This is a genomic window from Leptospirales bacterium, assembly GCA_019694655.1.
GTDB lineage: Bacteria > Spirochaetota > Leptospiria > Leptospirales > Leptonemataceae > SSF53.
Genome location: JAIBBN010000007.1, coordinates 83732 through 101607 on the forward strand (window position 1 = coordinate 83732; position 17876 = coordinate 101607).

The 17876-nt window shown below is 57.8% G+C and carries 19 protein-coding genes; 12 read left to right on the forward strand and 7 right to left on the reverse strand.

All coding sequences use genetic code 11. The annotated features are described in order from the left end of the window. Positions 1 to 28 precede the first annotated feature (28 nt). The 3 genes from K1X75_11660 to K1X75_11670 are packed head-to-tail and all read left to right on the forward strand — an operon-like array spanning position 29 to position 1862. Positions 29 to 805 (forward strand): tetratricopeptide repeat protein, encoded by a 777-nt coding sequence (locus K1X75_11660; GenBank protein MBX7058712.1) that lies wholly within the window; start codon positions 29 to 31, stop codon positions 803 to 805. Between the two features lie 11 nt (positions 806 to 816). After that, positions 817 to 1317 carry a low molecular weight phosphotyrosine protein phosphatase gene (locus K1X75_11665; GenBank protein ID MBX7058713.1) on the forward strand — a complete coding sequence of 167 codons (501 nt, stop codon included), beginning with the start codon at positions 817 to 819 and terminating at the stop codon, positions 1315 to 1317. A 2-nt stretch (positions 1318 to 1319) separates the two neighbouring features. Next, positions 1320 to 1862 carry a methylated-DNA--[protein]-cysteine S-methyltransferase gene (locus tag K1X75_11670; GenBank protein ID MBX7058714.1) on the forward strand — a complete coding sequence of 181 codons (543 nt, stop codon included), beginning with the start codon at positions 1320 to 1322 and terminating at the stop codon, positions 1860 to 1862. A 4-nt stretch (positions 1863 to 1866) separates the two neighbouring features. Here the strand turns inward: K1X75_11670 and K1X75_11675 are convergent, their stop codons facing one another. Both K1X75_11675 and K1X75_11680 read right to left on the reverse strand, forming a co-directional pair. Then, complete coding sequence (locus K1X75_11675; GenBank protein MBX7058715.1) at positions 1867 to 2703, reverse strand: hypothetical protein; 837 nt, start codon at positions 2701 to 2703, stop codon at positions 1867 to 1869. Between the two features lie 67 nt (positions 2704 to 2770). Further along, complete coding sequence (locus tag K1X75_11680; protein ID MBX7058716.1) at positions 2771 to 3304, reverse strand: sigma-70 family RNA polymerase sigma factor; 534 nt, start codon at positions 3302 to 3304, stop codon at positions 2771 to 2773. Between the two features lie 220 nt (positions 3305 to 3524). Here K1X75_11680 and K1X75_11685 point away from each other — a divergent pair, with 220 nt between their 5' ends. The 5 genes from K1X75_11685 (at position 3525) to K1X75_11705 (ending at position 8264) form a co-directional block, all read left to right on the forward strand. After that, positions 3525 to 4439 carry a hydroxymethylglutaryl-CoA lyase gene (locus tag K1X75_11685; GenBank protein ID MBX7058717.1) on the forward strand — a complete coding sequence of 305 codons (915 nt, stop codon included), beginning with the start codon at positions 3525 to 3527 and terminating at the stop codon, positions 4437 to 4439. A gap of 82 nt (positions 4440 to 4521) precedes the next feature. Beyond that, complete coding sequence (mnmA, locus tag K1X75_11690) at positions 4522 to 5601, forward strand: tRNA 2-thiouridine(34) synthase MnmA (protein MBX7058718.1); 1080 nt, start codon at positions 4522 to 4524, stop codon at positions 5599 to 5601. Continuing rightward, entirely contained in the window at positions 5598 to 6326 is a 729-nt protein-coding gene (locus tag K1X75_11695) for an SDR family NAD(P)-dependent oxidoreductase (GenBank protein MBX7058719.1), read from the forward strand. The genes mnmA and K1X75_11695 overlap by 4 nt, the downstream gene beginning before the upstream one ends. 33 nt (positions 6327 to 6359) lie before the next feature. Further along, positions 6360 to 7220, forward strand: coding sequence for a pantoate--beta-alanine ligase (panC, locus tag K1X75_11700; protein MBX7058720.1), 861 nt, complete (start codon positions 6360 to 6362; stop codon positions 7218 to 7220). 48 nt (positions 7221 to 7268) lie between these two features. Beyond that, positions 7269 to 8264 (forward strand): hypothetical protein, encoded by a 996-nt coding sequence (locus tag K1X75_11705; GenBank protein ID MBX7058721.1) that lies wholly within the window; start codon positions 7269 to 7271, stop codon positions 8262 to 8264. A 34-nt stretch (positions 8265 to 8298) separates the two neighbouring features. On the opposite strand, the gene K1X75_11710 is transcribed toward K1X75_11705, so the two are convergent. From K1X75_11710 to K1X75_11725, 4 genes are all read right to left on the reverse strand, one after another. After that, a complete protein-coding gene (locus K1X75_11710) occupies positions 8299 to 9591 on the reverse strand; it encodes a hypothetical protein (protein ID MBX7058722.1) in 1293 nt (430 codons plus the stop codon). A 12-nt stretch (positions 9592 to 9603) separates the two neighbouring features. Then, the gene (locus tag K1X75_11715; GenBank protein MBX7058723.1) at positions 9604 to 10137 is read right to left on the reverse strand and encodes a hypothetical protein; all 534 of its coding nucleotides are present in this window, start codon (positions 10135 to 10137) and stop codon (positions 9604 to 9606) included. An 83-nt stretch (positions 10138 to 10220) separates the two neighbouring features. Beyond that, complete coding sequence (locus K1X75_11720) at positions 10221 to 11696, reverse strand: outer membrane protein assembly factor (GenBank protein MBX7058724.1); 1476 nt, start codon at positions 11694 to 11696, stop codon at positions 10221 to 10223. Then, on the reverse strand, positions 11693 to 12292 hold the full coding sequence (locus K1X75_11725) for a hypothetical protein (GenBank protein MBX7058725.1): 600 nt from the start codon (positions 12290 to 12292) through the stop codon (positions 11693 to 11695). Before K1X75_11725 ends, K1X75_11720 begins: the two co-directional genes overlap by 4 nt. 128 nt (positions 12293 to 12420) lie before the next feature. Here K1X75_11725 and K1X75_11730 point away from each other — a divergent pair, with 128 nt between their 5' ends. Further along, the gene (locus K1X75_11730) at positions 12421 to 13368 is read left to right on the forward strand and encodes a hypothetical protein (GenBank protein MBX7058726.1); all 948 of its coding nucleotides are present in this window, start codon (positions 12421 to 12423) and stop codon (positions 13366 to 13368) included. Here the strand turns inward: K1X75_11730 and K1X75_11735 are convergent. Next, on the reverse strand, positions 13358 to 14134 hold the full coding sequence (locus tag K1X75_11735) for a carbon-nitrogen hydrolase family protein (GenBank protein MBX7058727.1): 777 nt from the start codon (positions 14132 to 14134) through the stop codon (positions 13358 to 13360). The genes K1X75_11730 and K1X75_11735 overlap by 11 nt on opposite strands. Here K1X75_11735 and K1X75_11740 point away from each other — a divergent pair. The 3 genes from K1X75_11740 to uvrB all read left to right on the forward strand — a co-directional run bounded on the left by K1X75_11740 (position 14134) and on the right by uvrB (position 17794). Further along, positions 14134 to 15006: a DMT family transporter gene (locus tag K1X75_11740; protein ID MBX7058728.1), complete on the forward strand. Its 873-nt coding sequence runs from the start codon at positions 14134 to 14136 to the stop codon at positions 15004 to 15006. The genes K1X75_11735 and K1X75_11740 overlap by 1 nt on opposite strands. Then, entirely contained in the window at positions 15003 to 15641 is a 639-nt protein-coding gene (locus K1X75_11745) for an ATP-binding protein (protein MBX7058729.1), read from the forward strand. Before K1X75_11740 ends, K1X75_11745 begins: the two co-directional genes overlap by 4 nt. Before the next feature lie 77 nt (positions 15642 to 15718). Beyond that, a complete protein-coding gene (gene uvrB, locus K1X75_11750; protein MBX7058730.1) occupies positions 15719 to 17794 on the forward strand; it encodes an excinuclease ABC subunit UvrB in 2076 nt (691 codons plus the stop codon). The last annotated feature ends 82 nt before the right edge of the window (positions 17795 to 17876 follow it).

The window sequence follows — 17876 nt, forward strand, 5'->3', positions numbered from 1 at the left end:
CCGCATAGCAGGCGGAGGGGTATCCGCAATGGCCGTTGAAGTAAGCGAAGCAAACTTTAAGAACGAAGTCCTTGAGGCATCGCAGAAGACCCCGGTACTGGTGGATTTCTGGGCTGAATGGTGCGGCCCGTGTCGCATGCTTGGCCCGGTGCTCGAAAAGCTGGAGAAGGACTACAAAGGCCGGTTCAAACTGGTGAAAATCAACACCGACCTCAATCCCAATCTGGCAATGGCCTTCCAGATCAGCGGCATTCCCGCCGTGAAGTTGGTGATTGGCGGTCGGTTGGCCTCCGAATTTACCGGCGCGTTGCCGGAACCGGCGGTCCGGAAGTTCCTGGATCAGCATTTACCGGCCGCCGGACTTGAGGGACAGGAAGAAATCGGCGAAGAGGACCCACTGGGCGCTGCCGAGCGAGTCCTGACTGAAAAAACAGAGGGCCCGGAGGCTTCGCGGGCCCTCTGGAATGCTGCACTGCTTTGTTTCGCATCCGGTGAAGCGCCGGCTACCGCGCTTCGCTTTCTCGAGGGGATTCCGGAAAGCGGCGCCAGCGAGTCCGAGGGCCGCAATGGGCTGCGCAGATTGCTGGCCGAAGGCTCTGAAGCCGATCGAGAAAAACTGCGCACGCTATTTCAACCGGGTCGCGAAGAGGAAGCGCTACAATTCTTTCTGCAGCGCGTGGAGGATGCGACCGTCGAGCAACGAGCGGATGCGAAAGCAGGACTGCTGCTTTGCTTTCACATACTGGGTAGCGCCAGCAATCTGGCCAACCAGTACCGGCGCAAACTCGCTGCGCTTCTCTTTTGACTCGCGACCCCGTGCGCTCGCAAGCTATAGGCGCCCTCTTTGTCTGTTTGGGCAATATCTGCCGTTCGCCCGCGGCCGAAGCAGCCTTCCGATTCGCGGTTCGACAAAGAGGCTGGCAGAGTCGCTTTCGCATCGATTCCTGCGGCACTTCTGGCTATCACGATGGCGAAGCAGCGCATTCAGTGACGCGCCGCGTAGGCAAGGAGTTTGGCCTGCAGGTCGACTCAATCTCCAGGCGACTTCAGGCGCGTGACTTTGCAGAGTTCGACTATCTGCTGGCGATGGATTCGTCAAACTACCAGGAACTTTGTCGCCGGGCGCCGGACGATGCGGCGCGCCAAAAAGTTCTCATGTTTCGCCGATTTGATCCACAATGGAGCGGCCACGGCAATCCGCCCGACGTTCCTGATCCCTACTATGGCGGTCGCGAAGGCTTCGTTGAAGTACAGCAAATCGCGCTACGTAGCAGCGAAGCTTTGCTTGACTGGCTTGCCGAAACACATCAGCTGTAGTCATGCAGGCGAGCCAATCCGCCGACTCTGCAGTTCGCTCCGCGCGCGGTCCCCTGCAGTGCAGCGCAATAGCGACTCCAGTCGGTACAATTTACCTGGAGGCGGATCCTCAGGCAATACGTCGCGTCAGTTTCATGGCCGCTGGCGTCATCGAAGCTGAAATCGTGCGTCCGGATGAACCCAGCTGCTATGACCACCTCAGCGAGTGCGCTCGTCAGCTGCTTGAATACTTCCACGGCCGGCGTCGTCGCTTTGATCTGCCCGTTGACTATGAAGGCACCGGCTTTCAGCGCGACGTCTGGGAGAGTATGCGATCCATTCCATTTGGAGAAACGCGTACGTCGAATGAACTAGCCGCAGCCCTGGGCCGGCCACGAGCGGTACGCGCAGTGGGTCAGGCCAATCATGTCAATCGCTGGATGATTCTGGTGCCGTGTCACCGCGTGGTGGGACAGGCCGGGAAACCTGCAGGATTTGCCGCGGGCCTTCCGTTGCAGGTGAGGTTGCTGGAACTGGAAAAGAAGGCCAGCCTCAAGGCCGAGTGATTTGTCAGTGAGCCCTGGCCAGCAATGCCTGGCCGGTCGTTTCGTCGCTGACGATTTCAATGCTTCCGCCGCGACCAATGGCCATGGCCTGGGCCGCTGGCAATCCGCGGCAGCATTCAACTGCGCCATGGAAGACGGTGATGCGAATGGTCCGCTTTCGGGCATGCGCTTCGGTGTCGCAATGCAGTCTAAAGTGAGCTTCGCCGATTCCATCCTGGAGCGATGCCGCGATCGCCGTCGCCCGTACGCGGCCGATCTTGAAAAAGAATCGTTTCTGCGGCTGTTCTGCTGAGAGACGCACTTCAGCGTCGCCGCCGTGCAATTCCCATTCGACCTCCTCAGCCGTGTTACGATTGAGCGAGATCCTGCTGCCGGAATTTAGGTTGATTTCGCCGGATTTATCCAATCCGGTTAGCATCAAGATTCGGTCGCCCGCAAAGTGGGAAGCAAGCTGTTCGCCCTCTGACACCGGCGCCAGACCGCGCCAGGCGTGCATGCCCGCGCTTTGCGATAGAGCGAGAGTGGCAGCAATAACTGGAGCAAAAACCAGTGCAGCGGCAATGGCCCCGAGACGTTTCCAGTTCAGTGTCAGGGAATGATCTGCAGGGCGTGAAGCGGCGCCGGCAATCGGTTGAAGCGCATAGAGACGACGGGCAAGCTCCTGGCAGTGCGCGCAGCGAAGTATCTTGTTGCGGATTCGCTCGGCATCCAGGCTCGAAATCAGTCGACCGCGCGCCGGTGTTGGACGGCCATCTGCGTCGATGGCGCCGCTCCTCAGATAGAGGCCGTCATACAACGTGATGTGGAGTTCATCGTTTGCTTCGTTGCGCGTAGGATCCATTTTGTTTTTCCTGTTTCGGTCGGCGCCAGCGCCTGTGAAAAATCAGCGGCGCACTGTGGCGCCGATGTCAGACAGCGGCCTCCGCAGTGACGCCTGCCTTTCTCAGTTCCGATTCCAGCTGGATGAATAACTTCTCGATCATACGTCGCACGGTGCGTTCCGACTTTCCCAGGCGCTCCGCAATTTCCGTCTGTCGTACGCCGCTTTCCATCAGCAAGTGCAGCAACAGGACAAATTGTCCCTGCGCATCCATCCGCGCAGCGATGGCGAACATCCGGTCGCCAAGCTCTTCTTGAAACAAAAGGTCCAGCGGGGATTGAGCAGCGATTTCTGGCGCGGCGGGCTCTTGTTCATTATCGAGAGCGGTGAGCCGTCGATTCTTCCGGCAGCGATCAACCCAGATGTTTCGCGCAACTTGAAAGAGCCAGGCCAGCTCTTTTCCGCCGCTGAAGCTCAAGCCCTCGTGGTGCTTGATAAATCGTTCAAATGTCTCCTGAACGATATCGTCGGCTTCGTCCTGGGCGCCGAGCTTCAGCAGGAAACGACGGACCGCTGAGGAATGCGCCTGATAAACGCCCTCAATATATGAATCTGCGCTCATGGTCTCCGGGCTTGTCCTATCGGACGCCTCCGGCGCTGCTGGCAGCAAGAAAAAAATGTCCGCTTGGCCGGTCATGGTACGTTGTTCTAACGCAGGCGGCTGGGAAATGCGGACAGCTTTTGTCGCCCAGTTCCTGCTCCTCTGATTGTGTTGACAGCGCTTTTGAGGCGACTTCCGTTGAGTGCAGCCCCCGGGCCGAATGGCCCGGGGTTTTTTTGCTATGGATGCCGTATCCATCTACGAAGTCGGACCGCGTGACGGCCTGCAAAACGAACCCAGACCGGCGTCCGCCGCGCAGAAGGTCGCCTACATTGAGGCTCTGGCCGATGCCGGGCTGCAGCGGATCGAGGCCACGTCTTTTGTGCGCGCCGGCGTTATCCCTCAGCTGTCCGATGCAGACGAGGTCTATCGCGCCCTGCGTCCCCGGACAGATGTGCGCTACATCGCACTAACGCCCAATCGCAAGGGAATGGATAACGCCATCGCCTGCGGCTTGCAGGAGGCGGCAATCTTCACTGCCGCTTCCCAGACTTTTACGCGTAAGAATATCAATGCCAGCATTGAAGAGAGCATCCATCGCTTTCGAGAGGTAGCTGCGCTTGCTGAGGAGCGCCGGATTCCGCTGCGAGCTTATGTTTCCACCGTTGTGGAATGTCCCTATGAGGGACGAGTGCCGCCGGAAGCAACGGCCGATGTCTGCGCTCGGCTCTTCGACCTCGGGGCCTATCAGATTTCGCTTGGCGAAACAATCGGCGTGGCCGCGCCGGACGAGATTGCACGATTGCTGGAAACATTGCTTCGACGCTGGCCAGCGGAGAATTTCGCCGGACATTTTCATGATACGCGGGGCACTGCCCTGGCCAATGTGTTTCGCTCCCTGGACTTTGGCTTACGAGCGTTCGACGCCAGTTCCGGCGGACTTGGCGGCTGTCCCTATGCTCCTGGCGCTGCGGGCAACCTGGCGACAGAAGACCTGGTATATGCCCTGGAGCGCAGCGGATACCAGACTGGCGTGAATCTCGAAAAGCTTAGCGATGCCACAACCCTGATCTGCGCCGCCTTGCAGCGCTCTCCGGCCTCGCGCGTGTATCAAGCCTTGCGAAAGCAAAAGGACGCTTCGCCTTCGTCCAGCTGAGCTTTGTGCGCCTCCATCCTCGGCCGGCCATGACTGCGGAAACGCTGTCGACGGCGCACGCTGGCCCCTTATCTTGGAAATCATGTCCGTTGCAGTGCTGGCCTCCGGCGGCGTCGATAGTTCTCTGGCCCTGCAATTGCTGCGTGAAGAGGGACGTTCGGTCACAGCCTACTACTTGAAGATCTGGCTTGAGGATGAGCTGGACGATCTTGGTCAGTGTCCCTGGGAAGAGGATCTGGAATTCGTAGAGCGACTTTGCGAACAGTGCGGCGCAGACCTGGAAATCGCGCCACTGCAGCGAGAATATCGGGAGCGAATCATCGAATATGCCCTCTCCGAGATTCGCAATGGGCGAACGCCCAATCCGGATATTCTTTGCAACAGCCGTATCAAGTTTGGCGCATTTTTTGATTTCATCTCCGATCGCTACGATAGCGTTGCGACCGGCCACTATGCAGGCCTGCGCAGTTCCGGCGAACGTCGCCTCTTGATTACTGCGCCGGATCCTGTCAAGGACCAGACTTACTTTTTGGCACACCTCAGCCAGGCCCAGCTATCGCGAGCGCTCTTTCCAATCGGCAGGTTTCGCAAGGGCGAGGTTCGAGAGTTAGCCAGAAAATACAAACTCCCTGCGCAAGATCGCAAGGACAGCCAGGGACTTTGCTTTCTCGGGAAGATTGACTTTCGCGAATTCATTCGGCGACAGCTGGGCGAGCGGGCGGGCGAGTTGATCGAACTGGAAAGCGGAAGAAGCCTCGGCGAACATCGCGGTCATTGGTTCTACACGATCGGCCAGCGGCAGGGGTTGCGTCTTTCGGGGGGGCCATGGTACGTTGCAAGTAAAGACATTGAGAGAAATCGGGTGCTCGTTTCGCGGCGTTACTACGAAGCGGACAAGCCGCGCGATAGATTTCGGGCCGCCGCACCGCACTGGATCAATGCCGCGCCCCCGGATGGACAGCGGCTGCGCATCAAACTGCGTCACGGCGAAGGCTCACACTACGGGCGTATCGATTCACTGCACGATGGAAGCTTATTGGTTCAGCTGGAGGAACGCGATCAGGGAATTGCGCCGGGCCAGTTTGCCGTTTTCTATGATAGCGATGTTTGTCTGGGTTGCGCCGTCATTCTGGAGGAAAGCCTGCATGGAGAAGCTTCGTGAACGCAAGACATGCGCTTGTAACGGGAGTCTCCTCGGGACTCGGGGCCAGTCTGGCAGGCGCATTATTGGACCGCGGCTGGCTGGTCTATGGCCTGTCTCGTCGTCTGCCTCCGCCGTCCCTGGCGCAGCAGGCTAACTTTCGATTTGTAGCCTGTGACCTCGCGCGCATTGACCAACTTCATTCCTCCCTGCCAGCCTTGCTTGGCGTTTGCCGGCATCTTGACGTGGCCTTGCTGAACGCTGGCCATCTTGGCGTGCTGGGAGATCTTGCGGAGGAAGCGCCGCTTGAGCTGCTACGCACCCTGCAAGTCAATGTCGTCGCCAATCAAGCCCTGCTGGCAGAGCTTTTTCATCTGGGCGTCGGCATCGGGCAGTGTATTGCTATATCTTCTGGCGCTTCGGTCAATGCAACTCGCGGCTGGTCCGGCTACGGCGTTTCCAAGGCGGCACTGAATATGCTCATCGCACTTTTTGCAGAGGAGCGACCCGACATTCATTTCCTTTCGCTGGCGCCCGGACTGATCGATACGGCGATGCAGACGTATGTTGCCAACGAGGTCGATCTGAAGCGCTTCAGCGGGATGCAGCGACTGGCCGATGCCCGCGGAACTCCGGCCATGCCGCCTCCAGAACTTGTTGCACAGCGCATACTGGATGCGCTGCCTTTGCTACGCGAGCTGCCTTCAGGCAGCTATGCCGATCTTCGCCGCCTGCCGCTGAATTGACAGCTCCGCTCCGGGCCGGCTTGTGGCTGTTCCATGGAGCTGCTGCGGACTCGCCAGGAATTGAAGGAGTACCTCCGTCAACGATCCGGAAACATCGAGCGCAGCGCGCTTGTTCCAACGATGGGCTATCTCCACGAAGGTCATCTGCAACTCATTCGCCAGGCTCGCCAATACGCTGAGCAGGTCGCGCTTTCCATTTTCGTCAACCCGTTGCAGTTTAACAATCCAGAGGACTTCGCTCGCTACCCGCACGATCTGCAGCGCGATCTGCAACTGGCCCGCGAGACTGGCGCCGACCTGGTTTTCGCGCCCACAGTCGAGGAAATGTATCCTGATCCTGCGCCTGTCCTTCAACTCTCAATGTCGCCGCTCGACCAGACGATGGAAGGTCGCTACCGTCCCGGCCATTTTCCAGGAGTTATGTTAGTCGTAGCGCGCTTACTGCATCTGCTGAATCCGGATTTTGCCTTCTTTGGCAAGAAGGACTACCAGCAGTTTCGCATTGTCGAACGGATGGTACGCGATCTGGAAATGTCGGTAGAGGTCATCGGTTGCGAGACAGTGCGTGATGCCGCTGGCCTTGCGTTGAGTTCGCGCAACGCACGCCTGAGCGAACGCGGACTGGAACATGCGCGGTTGATCTACCGAGCGTTGAAGATCGGCGAAAAGAGCTGGCGTGAAGGCATACGCGATGCCGCAGATCTGACCGAAATAGTTCGCGACGTAATTGAAAGCGGAGTGCAAAACAAGGTGGAATATGTGTCGCTTGCCGATTGTGGCGACCTGAGCGAACTGGTCCTGGCGCCAGAGCATGGACCCTTTCTGATTGCTACAGCGGTCTACTGTGAAGGCGTTCGCTTGATTGACAATCTGGAGGCGGGCGCCGAAAGTTAGCGGCGGCGTCCGGCCGTGCTGCGGATTACCGCACTATTGGGGGAACAGATGAGAGTCGCACGTGTGGTTTTGCTGGTCATTGCTATTCTTCTGGCGCTGGCCCCGGTGGTTTCGGCATGGATCAGTCCTCCGCGCGCCGGCCAGGATCATTCTGAGGCGTTGGGAATACCATACCGCGCTGTAGTGGCGCACCGTGGACTGTCCTATCACGCTCCTGAGGAAACGGAACCGGCCTACGTAGCCGCTCGCGAGCTTGGCGCCGACTACCTTGAAGGCGACGTGCAGCGCACTCGCGATGGCGTACTGATTTTGCTCCATGATGATACGCTCGAGCGTACTACCAATGTAAGCGCCATCTACCCGGGAAGGGTTGCCCAAACCGTCGATCAATTCACCTGGGCTGAACTGGAGCGACTGGATGCGGGAAGCTGGTTCAACGCCAGCTATCCGGAACGGGCCCGGGAAAAATACGTTGGCTTGAAAGTGTTGCGTCTGGAACGCCTGCTGGATCTGGCGCGCAGCGGTTCGCACTCGCCGGGAATCTACCTTGAGACCAAGGCAGCTTCGCGCTTTCCCGGAATTGAGGAACAACTGATCGCAATGTTGCGCGCGCGCGGCTGGATTGGCGCCGCGGCGGCAGCCTCCGAAAGCGGCCCGCGCGCCCGGTTGATCCTTCAGTCCTTTGAGGCTGATTCTCTGCGTAAGCTGGCGGCGCTGGCGCCCGAGGTTCCGCGGGTTTATTTGATCGATCAGGATATGGTTAAGGCTCAGGGTTGGGCGCCGCTGCTACAGGAAGCTGGCGCGCTTGGCTCTGGCATTGGGCCAGTTGGCTATGAGGCCTGGCCGTGGCGCACGGGTCCAGCGCACAGCGCCGGACTGATCGTTCATCCCTACACCATCGACAAGGCATGGCAAATGAGGTTGCTTGCTTTCTTTGGCGCTGACGGCTTTTTTACAAACCGCGCCGAATTGCAACTGGTGCTGGAGGGTCGGCGCGACCCGAAGCAGAGAATGGACGACTTCCTGAGCGCGCAGGGATTCTGAACGCTATCAGACCGAAGCCGCAGGAATGCGCTGATCAAGCGACGCTGGCCAGCGCTTCGGCCTGACGTTGAATCAGTTCACTGGACGGCGCCGGCAGCAGACCGGCATCGCCGTCCTTGAGCAATAGAGTTTGAAAAATCGCCCAGGCATGTTCGAACGCAAAGCGTTGGACGCGGCCGCGTAGAATTCCCTGGGCGATGCCAGGGAGCGCAAAGACGGGATGCAGCTGTGCGCCAATCCAGGCCTGGTTGTGCACTTCGGTGCTCATTCGCCGCGGATCGACGCTGGAGCTGAAGCTCAGCAGTACCTGTTCCGGACGAAATCGTTCCTCTTCGAGTCTTCCCTGAAAATCAGGCGTTACGACAACGACATCTGCCGCGTTGTAAACGTGATCGAGGGATGAGGCTATCCCTGCGCCGCGCTCAAAGCGCGTCAGTTGTCTGCTATCGGCATCGATGCCGTAGACGCGAGCAGCGCCAAGGCGAAGACAAAAATCCTTCAGTCCATGCCCGGCAGGCCCCAATCCAATAATAGCCACCGCAGCGCCTTCGATCTGACGGCCGCGCAGTCGGGCCGCATTGGACATGGCTGCTGCAAGTGCGAGCGCCATCTCGCTCTGTTCGGCATGAATGACTGGGATGGGCAATTGCTCGCCCAATCGCTCCGCCAGATCCAGCGCATACTCCGGATTGATACACGACAATCGAATGGCGCAACCATTCGTCGCAAGGGCGACGCAAGTCTTGATAAACTCTTCCTCATTGCGCGGTGCGATGCGCAGTGGCGCCGGCTGCAGGTCCGTCCAACGCGCCAGCAGGAAAGCATCGCGCTCAAGGTGCAAGGAGGCAAGGTGCGGAGCGCGCAGCGCACCGCCCTCTGAACACAACAGAATCCTGCGTCCGGTTAACGCTTTCGTAGAATCTTCAGTGGCATAGAGCGATGACGCAGCCCGTTGCAGCGCCTCCTCGCCGGTAGTTACAAATGCTCTGCGAAAATCAATTTTCCGGGCCGCTCGGACTTCAATCAGCGGCGACCCAAATTGCTCTGGTTCCATGCGCAGGCGATAGATCGCGTCCGGCAAATCGCGCCGAATATCCTGTTCAATCTGCTGGCGCGCATCCTCGTTGGCAAGGGCCTCGATGCGAAAGTAGTCGGCTTGCGGGTCGCTGTACAGCCGCTGGCAGGATATTATGTCAATTCCAGCAGTGGGCCACATGGAGGGGAGCGCACTGCGCGCCGGCCCCTTCCGCGGCGCTTGAAGATCGATGGTGTAAAGCGCCATGGCGCTTAGAGTATCGGCGCCGACGGCAGTGGCGCTGAAGGTCATCGACCTTACTGTTCACGGAATCGGAAGGCTGGTTCGATCGCTGATTTCGTAGTGGATTAGCGCGTAGAGTTGCACCGCCTGCGGCGAAAAGTCGCGGTAGGCCCGGTCTTCGTAGGACATCATCGTGTTACAGCGAAAAGAAAAGAGGAACATGCGTCGTCGGTCTTCTGAAATTCGAAATTCAAGACCATAATCCCAGACCGGAAGGCAGCGCGCCGTAAATTGCGGCTGATAGTCCCGGTTTTGCGCCATCAAGAGCTTGATATCGCGAATCAGCCCGCCGTCGCTGAGCTTACGGATGCTTTGATAGTCGCTGTAGGGGCGTAGCTCATTGACGGTTTCGGCATAGCGGTAAACATAAATGGCAGGCGCGTGCGAAACGATGGCAATTGCCTCGTTGCTGATGGGGCCAGGATTTTGCGCCTCTGATTCAACGCCGCGCTCATTGCGGGCGATAGAAGCCTCCCGATGCTGAGCTTCGCCGAGACTGCAATGCAGCAAGCCCGCAAGGCAGGCCGCCATCCAGATCGTCCGGACGCCACTCATGCTTATTGGAAGCCAGGATTCGACGGACTGTTCACGGACAGGCAACGCCGGCAAATGCGCTTTCATTGCCTGTCCGCGCTCGCTCAGAACATGTGCGATAGTTTTAAGGCCGTAAAGCTCTCATATTGAGAACGACCCTGGAAGATTGTTACGATCGTAGTTTTCTTCCAGACCAGTCCGATGCCCGGACCCCAGGCCTTGTGCAGACCATGCAGATCCCATTCGCGCCAGCTCGGAGCTACTCGGCCGATGTCGTAAAAGTACATAAGCTGTATGTCCATGCCGCCAAGGAATTGGGTGCGCGCGAAATTGTAACGGCCTTCGAAGTTTCCAAGCGCCATCGTCTTATCCACAAATTGATTGGATGGGTAGCCGCGAATCCCGCTTGAGCCGCCAAGTCCTTCGGCCCCTTCGTTCGGATTCATATTATAGATGCGGCCAGCCTCCCAGAATGGGACATCGCCAAAGGTTTGCTGGCCAATCAGCCGGTAGGCAAAGACTGCTTCGTGACCCCAGCTGTTGATGATGCTCGGCAGCACCTCAATGTATTGCCGCCAGGTATATGTAACCCGCTGGAAGCTGTAGTCGCTTCCGGTTCCATGTCCGACGCCCTCGTAGTGAAGGTCCGTAAAGATGCCTTCATTTGGATTGGGCTCTCGCTCCCTGGGCCGAGAGTCATAGGCCAGAGCAACGCGAGCTCCGTTGACGAAACGCGGCTTGTTGTCACGAACAGCATCGTAGCCGTAGGGTTGCTCTACATCGATGAGGGTCGGCGAATTGTACTCGGCCTGCCCGTCTTCTCGTCCGCCGTAGTAGGAATTGATCCGAAAACGCTGACCCCGAAATCCTACAAACCACTTAAAGTTCGAACTGCCGAACCAGTCCTCCGCGCTCAGCTCCAGATAAGGGCGCACGCGGTCGTAGTTATAGTACTTGTCCTGGCGTTCACGAAGAATGCGACGCCCGGGGTTGAGTGCGGTCTGATTCAAAACCGCAGCCGGCCCGCCGAAAAGAACATTTTCATTGAGGTTGATTTCATCGCCGAGCTTGTGGTGTAAGCCGTACTCTTCCGTCAGATCGGCGCCTTGAATGATCGTCCGTTGGCGCGGCACATTGTCGCCTACCGGCGTCTCGCCGCGCCGAATCCTGCCAATGCGCTGGATGTCCTGGTAATTGCCGACGCCATAGTACTGCGCATTCAGAGTGCGCGAGTAGCCTCCGCGCAATTTTACGCGAAAGCCAAGGTCGAAAAAGTCCACCATATCAACACTGAAGGCGTGGTCTTCGTAACCCTTGGTCGAGGCCAGGTACTGCGCCCAGATTTCCATCTGGTAAGGCTTGTAGGGTTCGCCCTGGGCATTCACATCGTAAAAGACAAAAGTGCCGCGCAGACCGTAGATGAAGCCGATGTCGTCGTTGTAGGAAGGCAGTGGCAGAGGAGTAAAGGTCCAACGCTTGGCGGGCGGCGGTTCGTTTGGCTGGGCCAACAAGGATCCGCCGCCGGCAACCAATACCAGTAGCGCGACGAAAATTGCGAAAGAGCGAAGCCGTTGCATCATAGCGATTTCCCCGCGGCAAAATTGATGGTTACGCGCGAGGTTCCGGTTCCGCTGCCGGCCACGTCGAGATCATAGGAGCCTACCAATTGATTTGGCTGCATCTCCGCTCGAAAGCGAGACAGCGCGGCTGTTTGCGAGGGATCGGAAAGGGTCACCGTAGCACTTTGCGTTAGCGTCAGGATCGGCTGCTGGTCTTCAACGCCAGGCGTGACCGAGCCGCGCACTGGAAAAGAAATCGAAGTGATCGTAGCGTTGCGCAAGGGGGCAACTGTATTGAACACACCCTGTATCTGGTTGCCGACAACGTAGACGTTTACGTTCACATTGGGGTCGACATTGGCATTGATGATTGCCTGCAATCCCGGATATGTAACAGCGCAGTAGGTCAGGGCGTCGGCCGTATCGCCAACGCAGGTCTGCATCTGCGCCTGGCCGTTGAAGACGTTGCCGCTGAGGAATTGCACCCCGGCGCCGAACAGGAAAGAATAGATGATGTCCTGCTGGGAGGCTTCCCGTTCCCCCGGATCTTCGTCGCCAGCGCTGCAGGCCGACAACGAAAGCAGTACCATTGAAACAACAGGTAGTAGCTTTCGCATAGCGCGCAAAGATCGAAGACTCAAAGGGTCAGGGTCAATCCTTTTTCCCGATTGCACTTGCACGGGGCGACTTGCCTTCTAACAAGGTCGGTTTGCAGCGCACTAGAATAACCGTCAATAGTAGAGCGATGCACAATTTACGCGAACTCAAGGGCCAGCCGCTGGCCAGCGCCCTGCTTGGCAGCTATGTCGAAAGGCTGCCGCCGCCGCTCCTATTGCTTTACGGACCAGATGGTGTGGGAAAGTTTTCCGCTGCCGAGGCCTTTGTCCAGCAAAGCCTCTGCGAAACCGGTCAGGGTTGCGGTCAGTGTGCGCCCTGCGCCAAGATTCGTGCGCGCAGCCACGCCGACGTCATTGTTTTCCCGGAAGCGCCGACGCCGATCGGAGAACCGGGCAATTCCGAGGAATTCACAGTTCGCTGGCTGCAGGAGAAGCGTCTTCGCTATTCCCCATTTGACGGGAGACTCCGCTTTGTACTTTTTCCGCGCGCCGACCTGATTCAAAACGAAGCCGAAACTGCGCTGCTCAAGACCCTGGAGGAGCCACCGGCTCACACCCGTTTTCTTTTTGTGGCGCGTGATCTGGAGGCCTTGAAACCGACGGTCGTCAGCCGAGCCGTTCTGGTTCCCTTTCGCCGCCTTTCGCAGGAAGTGCTTCGCCAACTGGCTCCCGGATTGAGCGACGAGCAATTTGATCTCCTGGGCGGCAGTCTTGCCATGGCCCCGCTGCTTGTTACCGCCTTCTATAGTGAGCTGCGCGGTTTGCTGCAGCGCGCTTTCCAGCATCCCCTGGCATTGCTGGATTTGGAACGGAGAATCCAGCATTGGGAGCGATCTGGCGTTAGCGAAGCGGAACAACAATTCAGCGGCGCTGAGTGCGTTGGTCTGGCAGCCACTTTGATGCTATATGAACTGCAACAAACTGCAGGCCGCCTTGCGGCGTCTGCGGCGGTCTTCCGATTTCTGGAGCGTTGGAACCGAGAGCAGAGCGGCGAATCAGCCTACATCCTGGGCCGGCTATTCCAGGAATTGAGCCTGGCCTTGTTTCAACCAGATGCAGCCAATCTCAAGCGCTGACATTGATCAATGCCGTCTTCAGTATTTCCATGTCACGCTCTTGCTGCGATGTCCGCCAGGTGATTCCGGCGGGGGTGAGCACCATAGAGCGACCGCCGGCCTGTAGACCGGCGCTCTGACCTGCGCCGCTGCAGATCGCAATCGATATCCCGTGCTGCCGCGACAATTCGAGCAGTCGATTGATCGCATCGTCGGCGTCAAATTCTGGGCCTGAAGTGAGGACAAAGGCCAGCTTCATGCCTTGCTCATTCAGCTCCTTCCAGTAAGATTCGGAGTTAGCCTCTGCGCCGGCCAGTACGGAAAAGCGAAAGCCGCCCAGAATGTATACGCCTGGTTCGTCGCCCGGCGTCGCCAGCGGCGTTTCGGTCTGGCTCAAGCGGCGCTTGCGATACCAATCAATCACCTGGCTGCCCTGAATGATTGGCGTTGCGCAATAGCGGGATCCATTTTCCTGAAAGGACATTAGTCCGCCGAGTATTACGCCGCGGTAAGCCTCGCTGAGCTTAAGTAGCCAATCCAGAGCAACCTGGCTACGATCCAGCGCCGCACGAAGATCCCGGACGCTCTGATCAGCGAAGAAATACTCAGGGAACAAGAGAAAATCGGATTTCAGCGCGGCCAGTTTCTTGAGCACTGTCACATTGAGAGCGTCAGGCAATCTTTTCTGATAGATGCTAACGCGAACGATGCCCATCAAGTTCAGTCCCGGCGATGCCAGATCTGCGTCAATTCCTTTCAATTGATAAGCCCGCTGTTGGCGCTGCAATGAATCTCTGCAGCGCAGCGCTTTTCTATCTGGCCACGCTTTTGCTGCACGATGCAGCAGCCAGGCATGCACATCAAGCCTTCGCTTTTGCTTTCGTTCGATATCTGCTTGGCGCCTTGCTTTTTGCGCCCTTCTTTCTTCGTTCCACTTCGCGATCCTGGCCCCGCGCCTTCACCTGGTCGCGCAGCATTTTCAATGCGGCGGCAGTTGGCTGCTTCTACTATTCCGTAGAAATGGGCGGACCAGCGCGGGCCAACGTCCTGAACATGACTTACCCCGCTTTCGTAGCAGTTTTGGCTGGGCCGATGCTGGGTGAACGACCAGGCGGCGGAACCCTCTTGCTGATTGGCGTCGCCATGCTTGGCGCCCTTGTCCATGCCTGGCGACCGGGTTCCCTGGGTTTCAGCGAGGCCGATCTCTGGGGGCTGGCTTCTGGCGCACTTGCCGGCTTTGCTATTGCCAGCCTGCGCGGCGCTGCGCGGGAGTCCAGCGCTGAGATTATTCTCTTCTGGATGTTCACAGTTGGCGCCCTGCTGACCGCCCCCCTGGCCCTGATGCAGTTGTCGGCCTTGCTCGATGCGGCGCTCTGGCTGTGGATTCTGCCGGCGGCCCTGGCCGGCGTAGCCGGACAATGGCTGCTTACCGTTTCCTATCGCTCGCTTGATGCTTCGATTGGAAGCGTCCTGTCAATGGCGCGCATACCCATTGCTGTGTTTTGCGGCCTCTTCTTCCTCAATGAATCGATTGGAATGGCCGCAGGCCTCGGCGCCGCCTTGATCCTGTTGAGCAATGTTTTGCTTGCCTTTGGTCGGAAGCGCGCCAAAAACGGAGGCACGCCGGCGGCTACAGCGCCGTCCGGCTCGATCGAATGATTGGCGAGGATGCAGCTCTGGTTGGCGGGTTACTTGAACTGGGTCGAGCAGGATGCCAGGGGAACAGCCAGGATTTCGAATGCTGGCTGCGCTATCTTTTGCGGCAGCCTGCGCCCGGCGCCGACGTTTCCCGGACTCTGGACCGACTTGTAGCGGAGGGCCATTTTCTCTCTCACCCTGAATATCCTGGCGAGTATCTCATCGCCGGCCAGCCGGAATTTGACATTGCCATAGAATACCAGGTGTCCGGCAATCTACAGGACTCGCCGATCCAAATGGTTCGCTCGCGGCTGGAACGTTTCCTGCGCTTTCACCGAATTGCTGAAGAGGATGTAATCGATCTGACCATCGCTACCACAGAGGCGATTGAAAATGCAGTCAAGTACAGCGATCATACTGCAATCAATGTCTTCTATGAGCTGCGCGGCGGCGAATTCTTCATTCGCATTGTCAATTGGATGGACGAAGTAATTCCCGAGAAAGATATTGAATCTGGCAAGTACAGTCCGGCCACAACACTGATGCGCGGTATGATGGTCATGGTGAAGCTCTTCGACAACGTGGACCTTGACATTTCCGACGAACGCCGCCAGGTCATTTTCAGCGCCAGCCGCAAGTTGCGTCCAGCTGCCTGAAATTGCCATCGCTGAGCATCAGCGGCGGATTGTCGAAGTCGACGCATGGCGCGTCCTGGTATGTATCGGAGAATCGAATGGCTGTCGGCCGTACCTATAAGCTAATTTCAGACTACAAGCCCGCCGGCGATCAGCCGCAAGCAATCGAGGCGCTGGCCGAGCGCTTCGAATCTGGCAAGGAACAACTCTGTTTGTTGGGCGTAACCGGTTCTGGAAAGACCTACACCATGGCGGCTTTCCTGGAACGAATCAACCGTCCAGCGTTGGTACTTACTCACAACAAGACTCTGGCTGCCCAGCTCTACCGCGAATTTCGCGAGTTCTTTCCAGACAACGCGGTAGAGTATTTCGTTTCCTACTACGATTACTACCAGCCCGAAGCCTATGTCCCGACCAGCGATACATACATAGAAAAAGATGCTTCTATCAATGATGAGATTGATCGGCTCCGATTGCGGGCGACCTCATCCCTGCTGGAGCGACGCGATGTAGTTATCGTCGCATCAGTTTCCTGCATCTACGGACTTGGTTCGCCGGAAGAATACAAACACAGCCTGGTTATCCTCGATCGAGGCATAGAACTGGATCGCAGCACAGTGATTCATCAACTCCTGCACATCCAGTACAATCGCAATGACCTGGATTTTTCACGCGGCAATTTCCGGGTGCGGGGCGATACCCTTGAGATTTTTCCCGCCTACCGGGAAAGCGGCGTGCGCGTGGAATGGTTTGGCGATGAAATCGAACGAATATCGCTCTTCGAGCCGCTGACCGGACGCGTGCTGGATCAGCTGGATCGCGCTGTCATCTATCCCGCCAAGCACTTCATTACCTCGCCTCCGCGTTTGAAGGAGGCGGTCGAAGCCATCGACGCCGAAATGCAGCAACAGATCGCCCGCTTCAAGAGCGAAGGGAAGCTGCTGGAAGCCGAGCGAATCGAACAGCGGACGCGCTACGATATGGAAATGCTGCGTGAGCTTGGCTATTGCAATGGCATCGAGAATTACTCCCGTCATTTGACCGGCCGGGCAGCCGGCGAAGCGCCGGACTGTTTGCTGAACTATTTCCCCGAAGATTTCGTCGTGATTGTAGACGAAAGTCACGTGACGCTGCCTCAGGTGCGCGGAATGTTCGAAGGCGACCGAGCGCGGAAACAAACGCTGGTTGATTTTGGCTTTCGACTTCCATCGGCGCTGGACAACCGTCCGTTGAACTTTGCTGAATTCGAGAAGTTGGCCCGGCGCGCTCTCTATGTGAGCGCGACGCCGGCCGACTATGAATTGCAACAGGCGCAAGCTGTGGTGGAGCAAATCATTCGTCCTACTGGATTGCTCGATCCAGAAGTTGAAGTCCGACCTGTTGCCAATCAAATTGAGGACTTACTGGGGGAAGTCCGACGTTGCGCAGAGCGCGGCGAACGAACTCTGATTACAACGCTGACCAAAAAAATGGCGGAAGATCTTTGTGATTTCTTGAGCGAAATGAACATCAAGGTCGCCTACCTGCACAGCGAGATCCAGACCATAGAACGAGTTGAAATTATTCGGGATCTACGCCGCGGCATTTACGATGCGCTGGTCGGCGTCAATTTGCTGCGCGAAGGGCTGGATATGCCCGAGGTTGCCCTGGTCGCCGTACTGGACGCTGATAAGGAAGGCTTCTTGCGCAATGCGCGTTCCTTAATTCAGACTATCGGGCGAGCCGCGCGCAACAAATATGGCCGAGCCATTCTCTATGCGGACAAGATTACGGATTCCATGCGTAAGGCGATGGAGGAAACGAGCCGGCGGCGGCAGAAGCAAAACGAGCACAACGAAAGGCATGGCATAGTTCCCGAAACGATTCAGAAGGCAATCCACGATATCATTGAGCGAGAAATGGACCCGGAAGGAGAGCAGGAGAAACTGATCGGTCAGCTAGAACAAGAGCTGAATCTGAAGCCGGATTCATCGCGCGGCGAGATACTCTCGGCTCTGCGCGAGGCGATGCTCCGCGCCGCGCGAGATCTGGAATTTGAGAAGGCAGCTCTTTTACGCGATCGAATGCAGGAAATTGAAAATGGCAAGGCCGCAGGCGAGAACGGCGCATCGGGAGCGCGTCCCTTTCGACCAAAATCGGGGACGCGCGGCGGCCGCAGTCGGCGTCGTAGTTAACTATGCCGGGCAGAAGGGCGACGACTTGCGCGTTGTCGAGAAGCTACTCCGGCGCCTAAGTCTGCCGCCGGTCCGGCCTTGA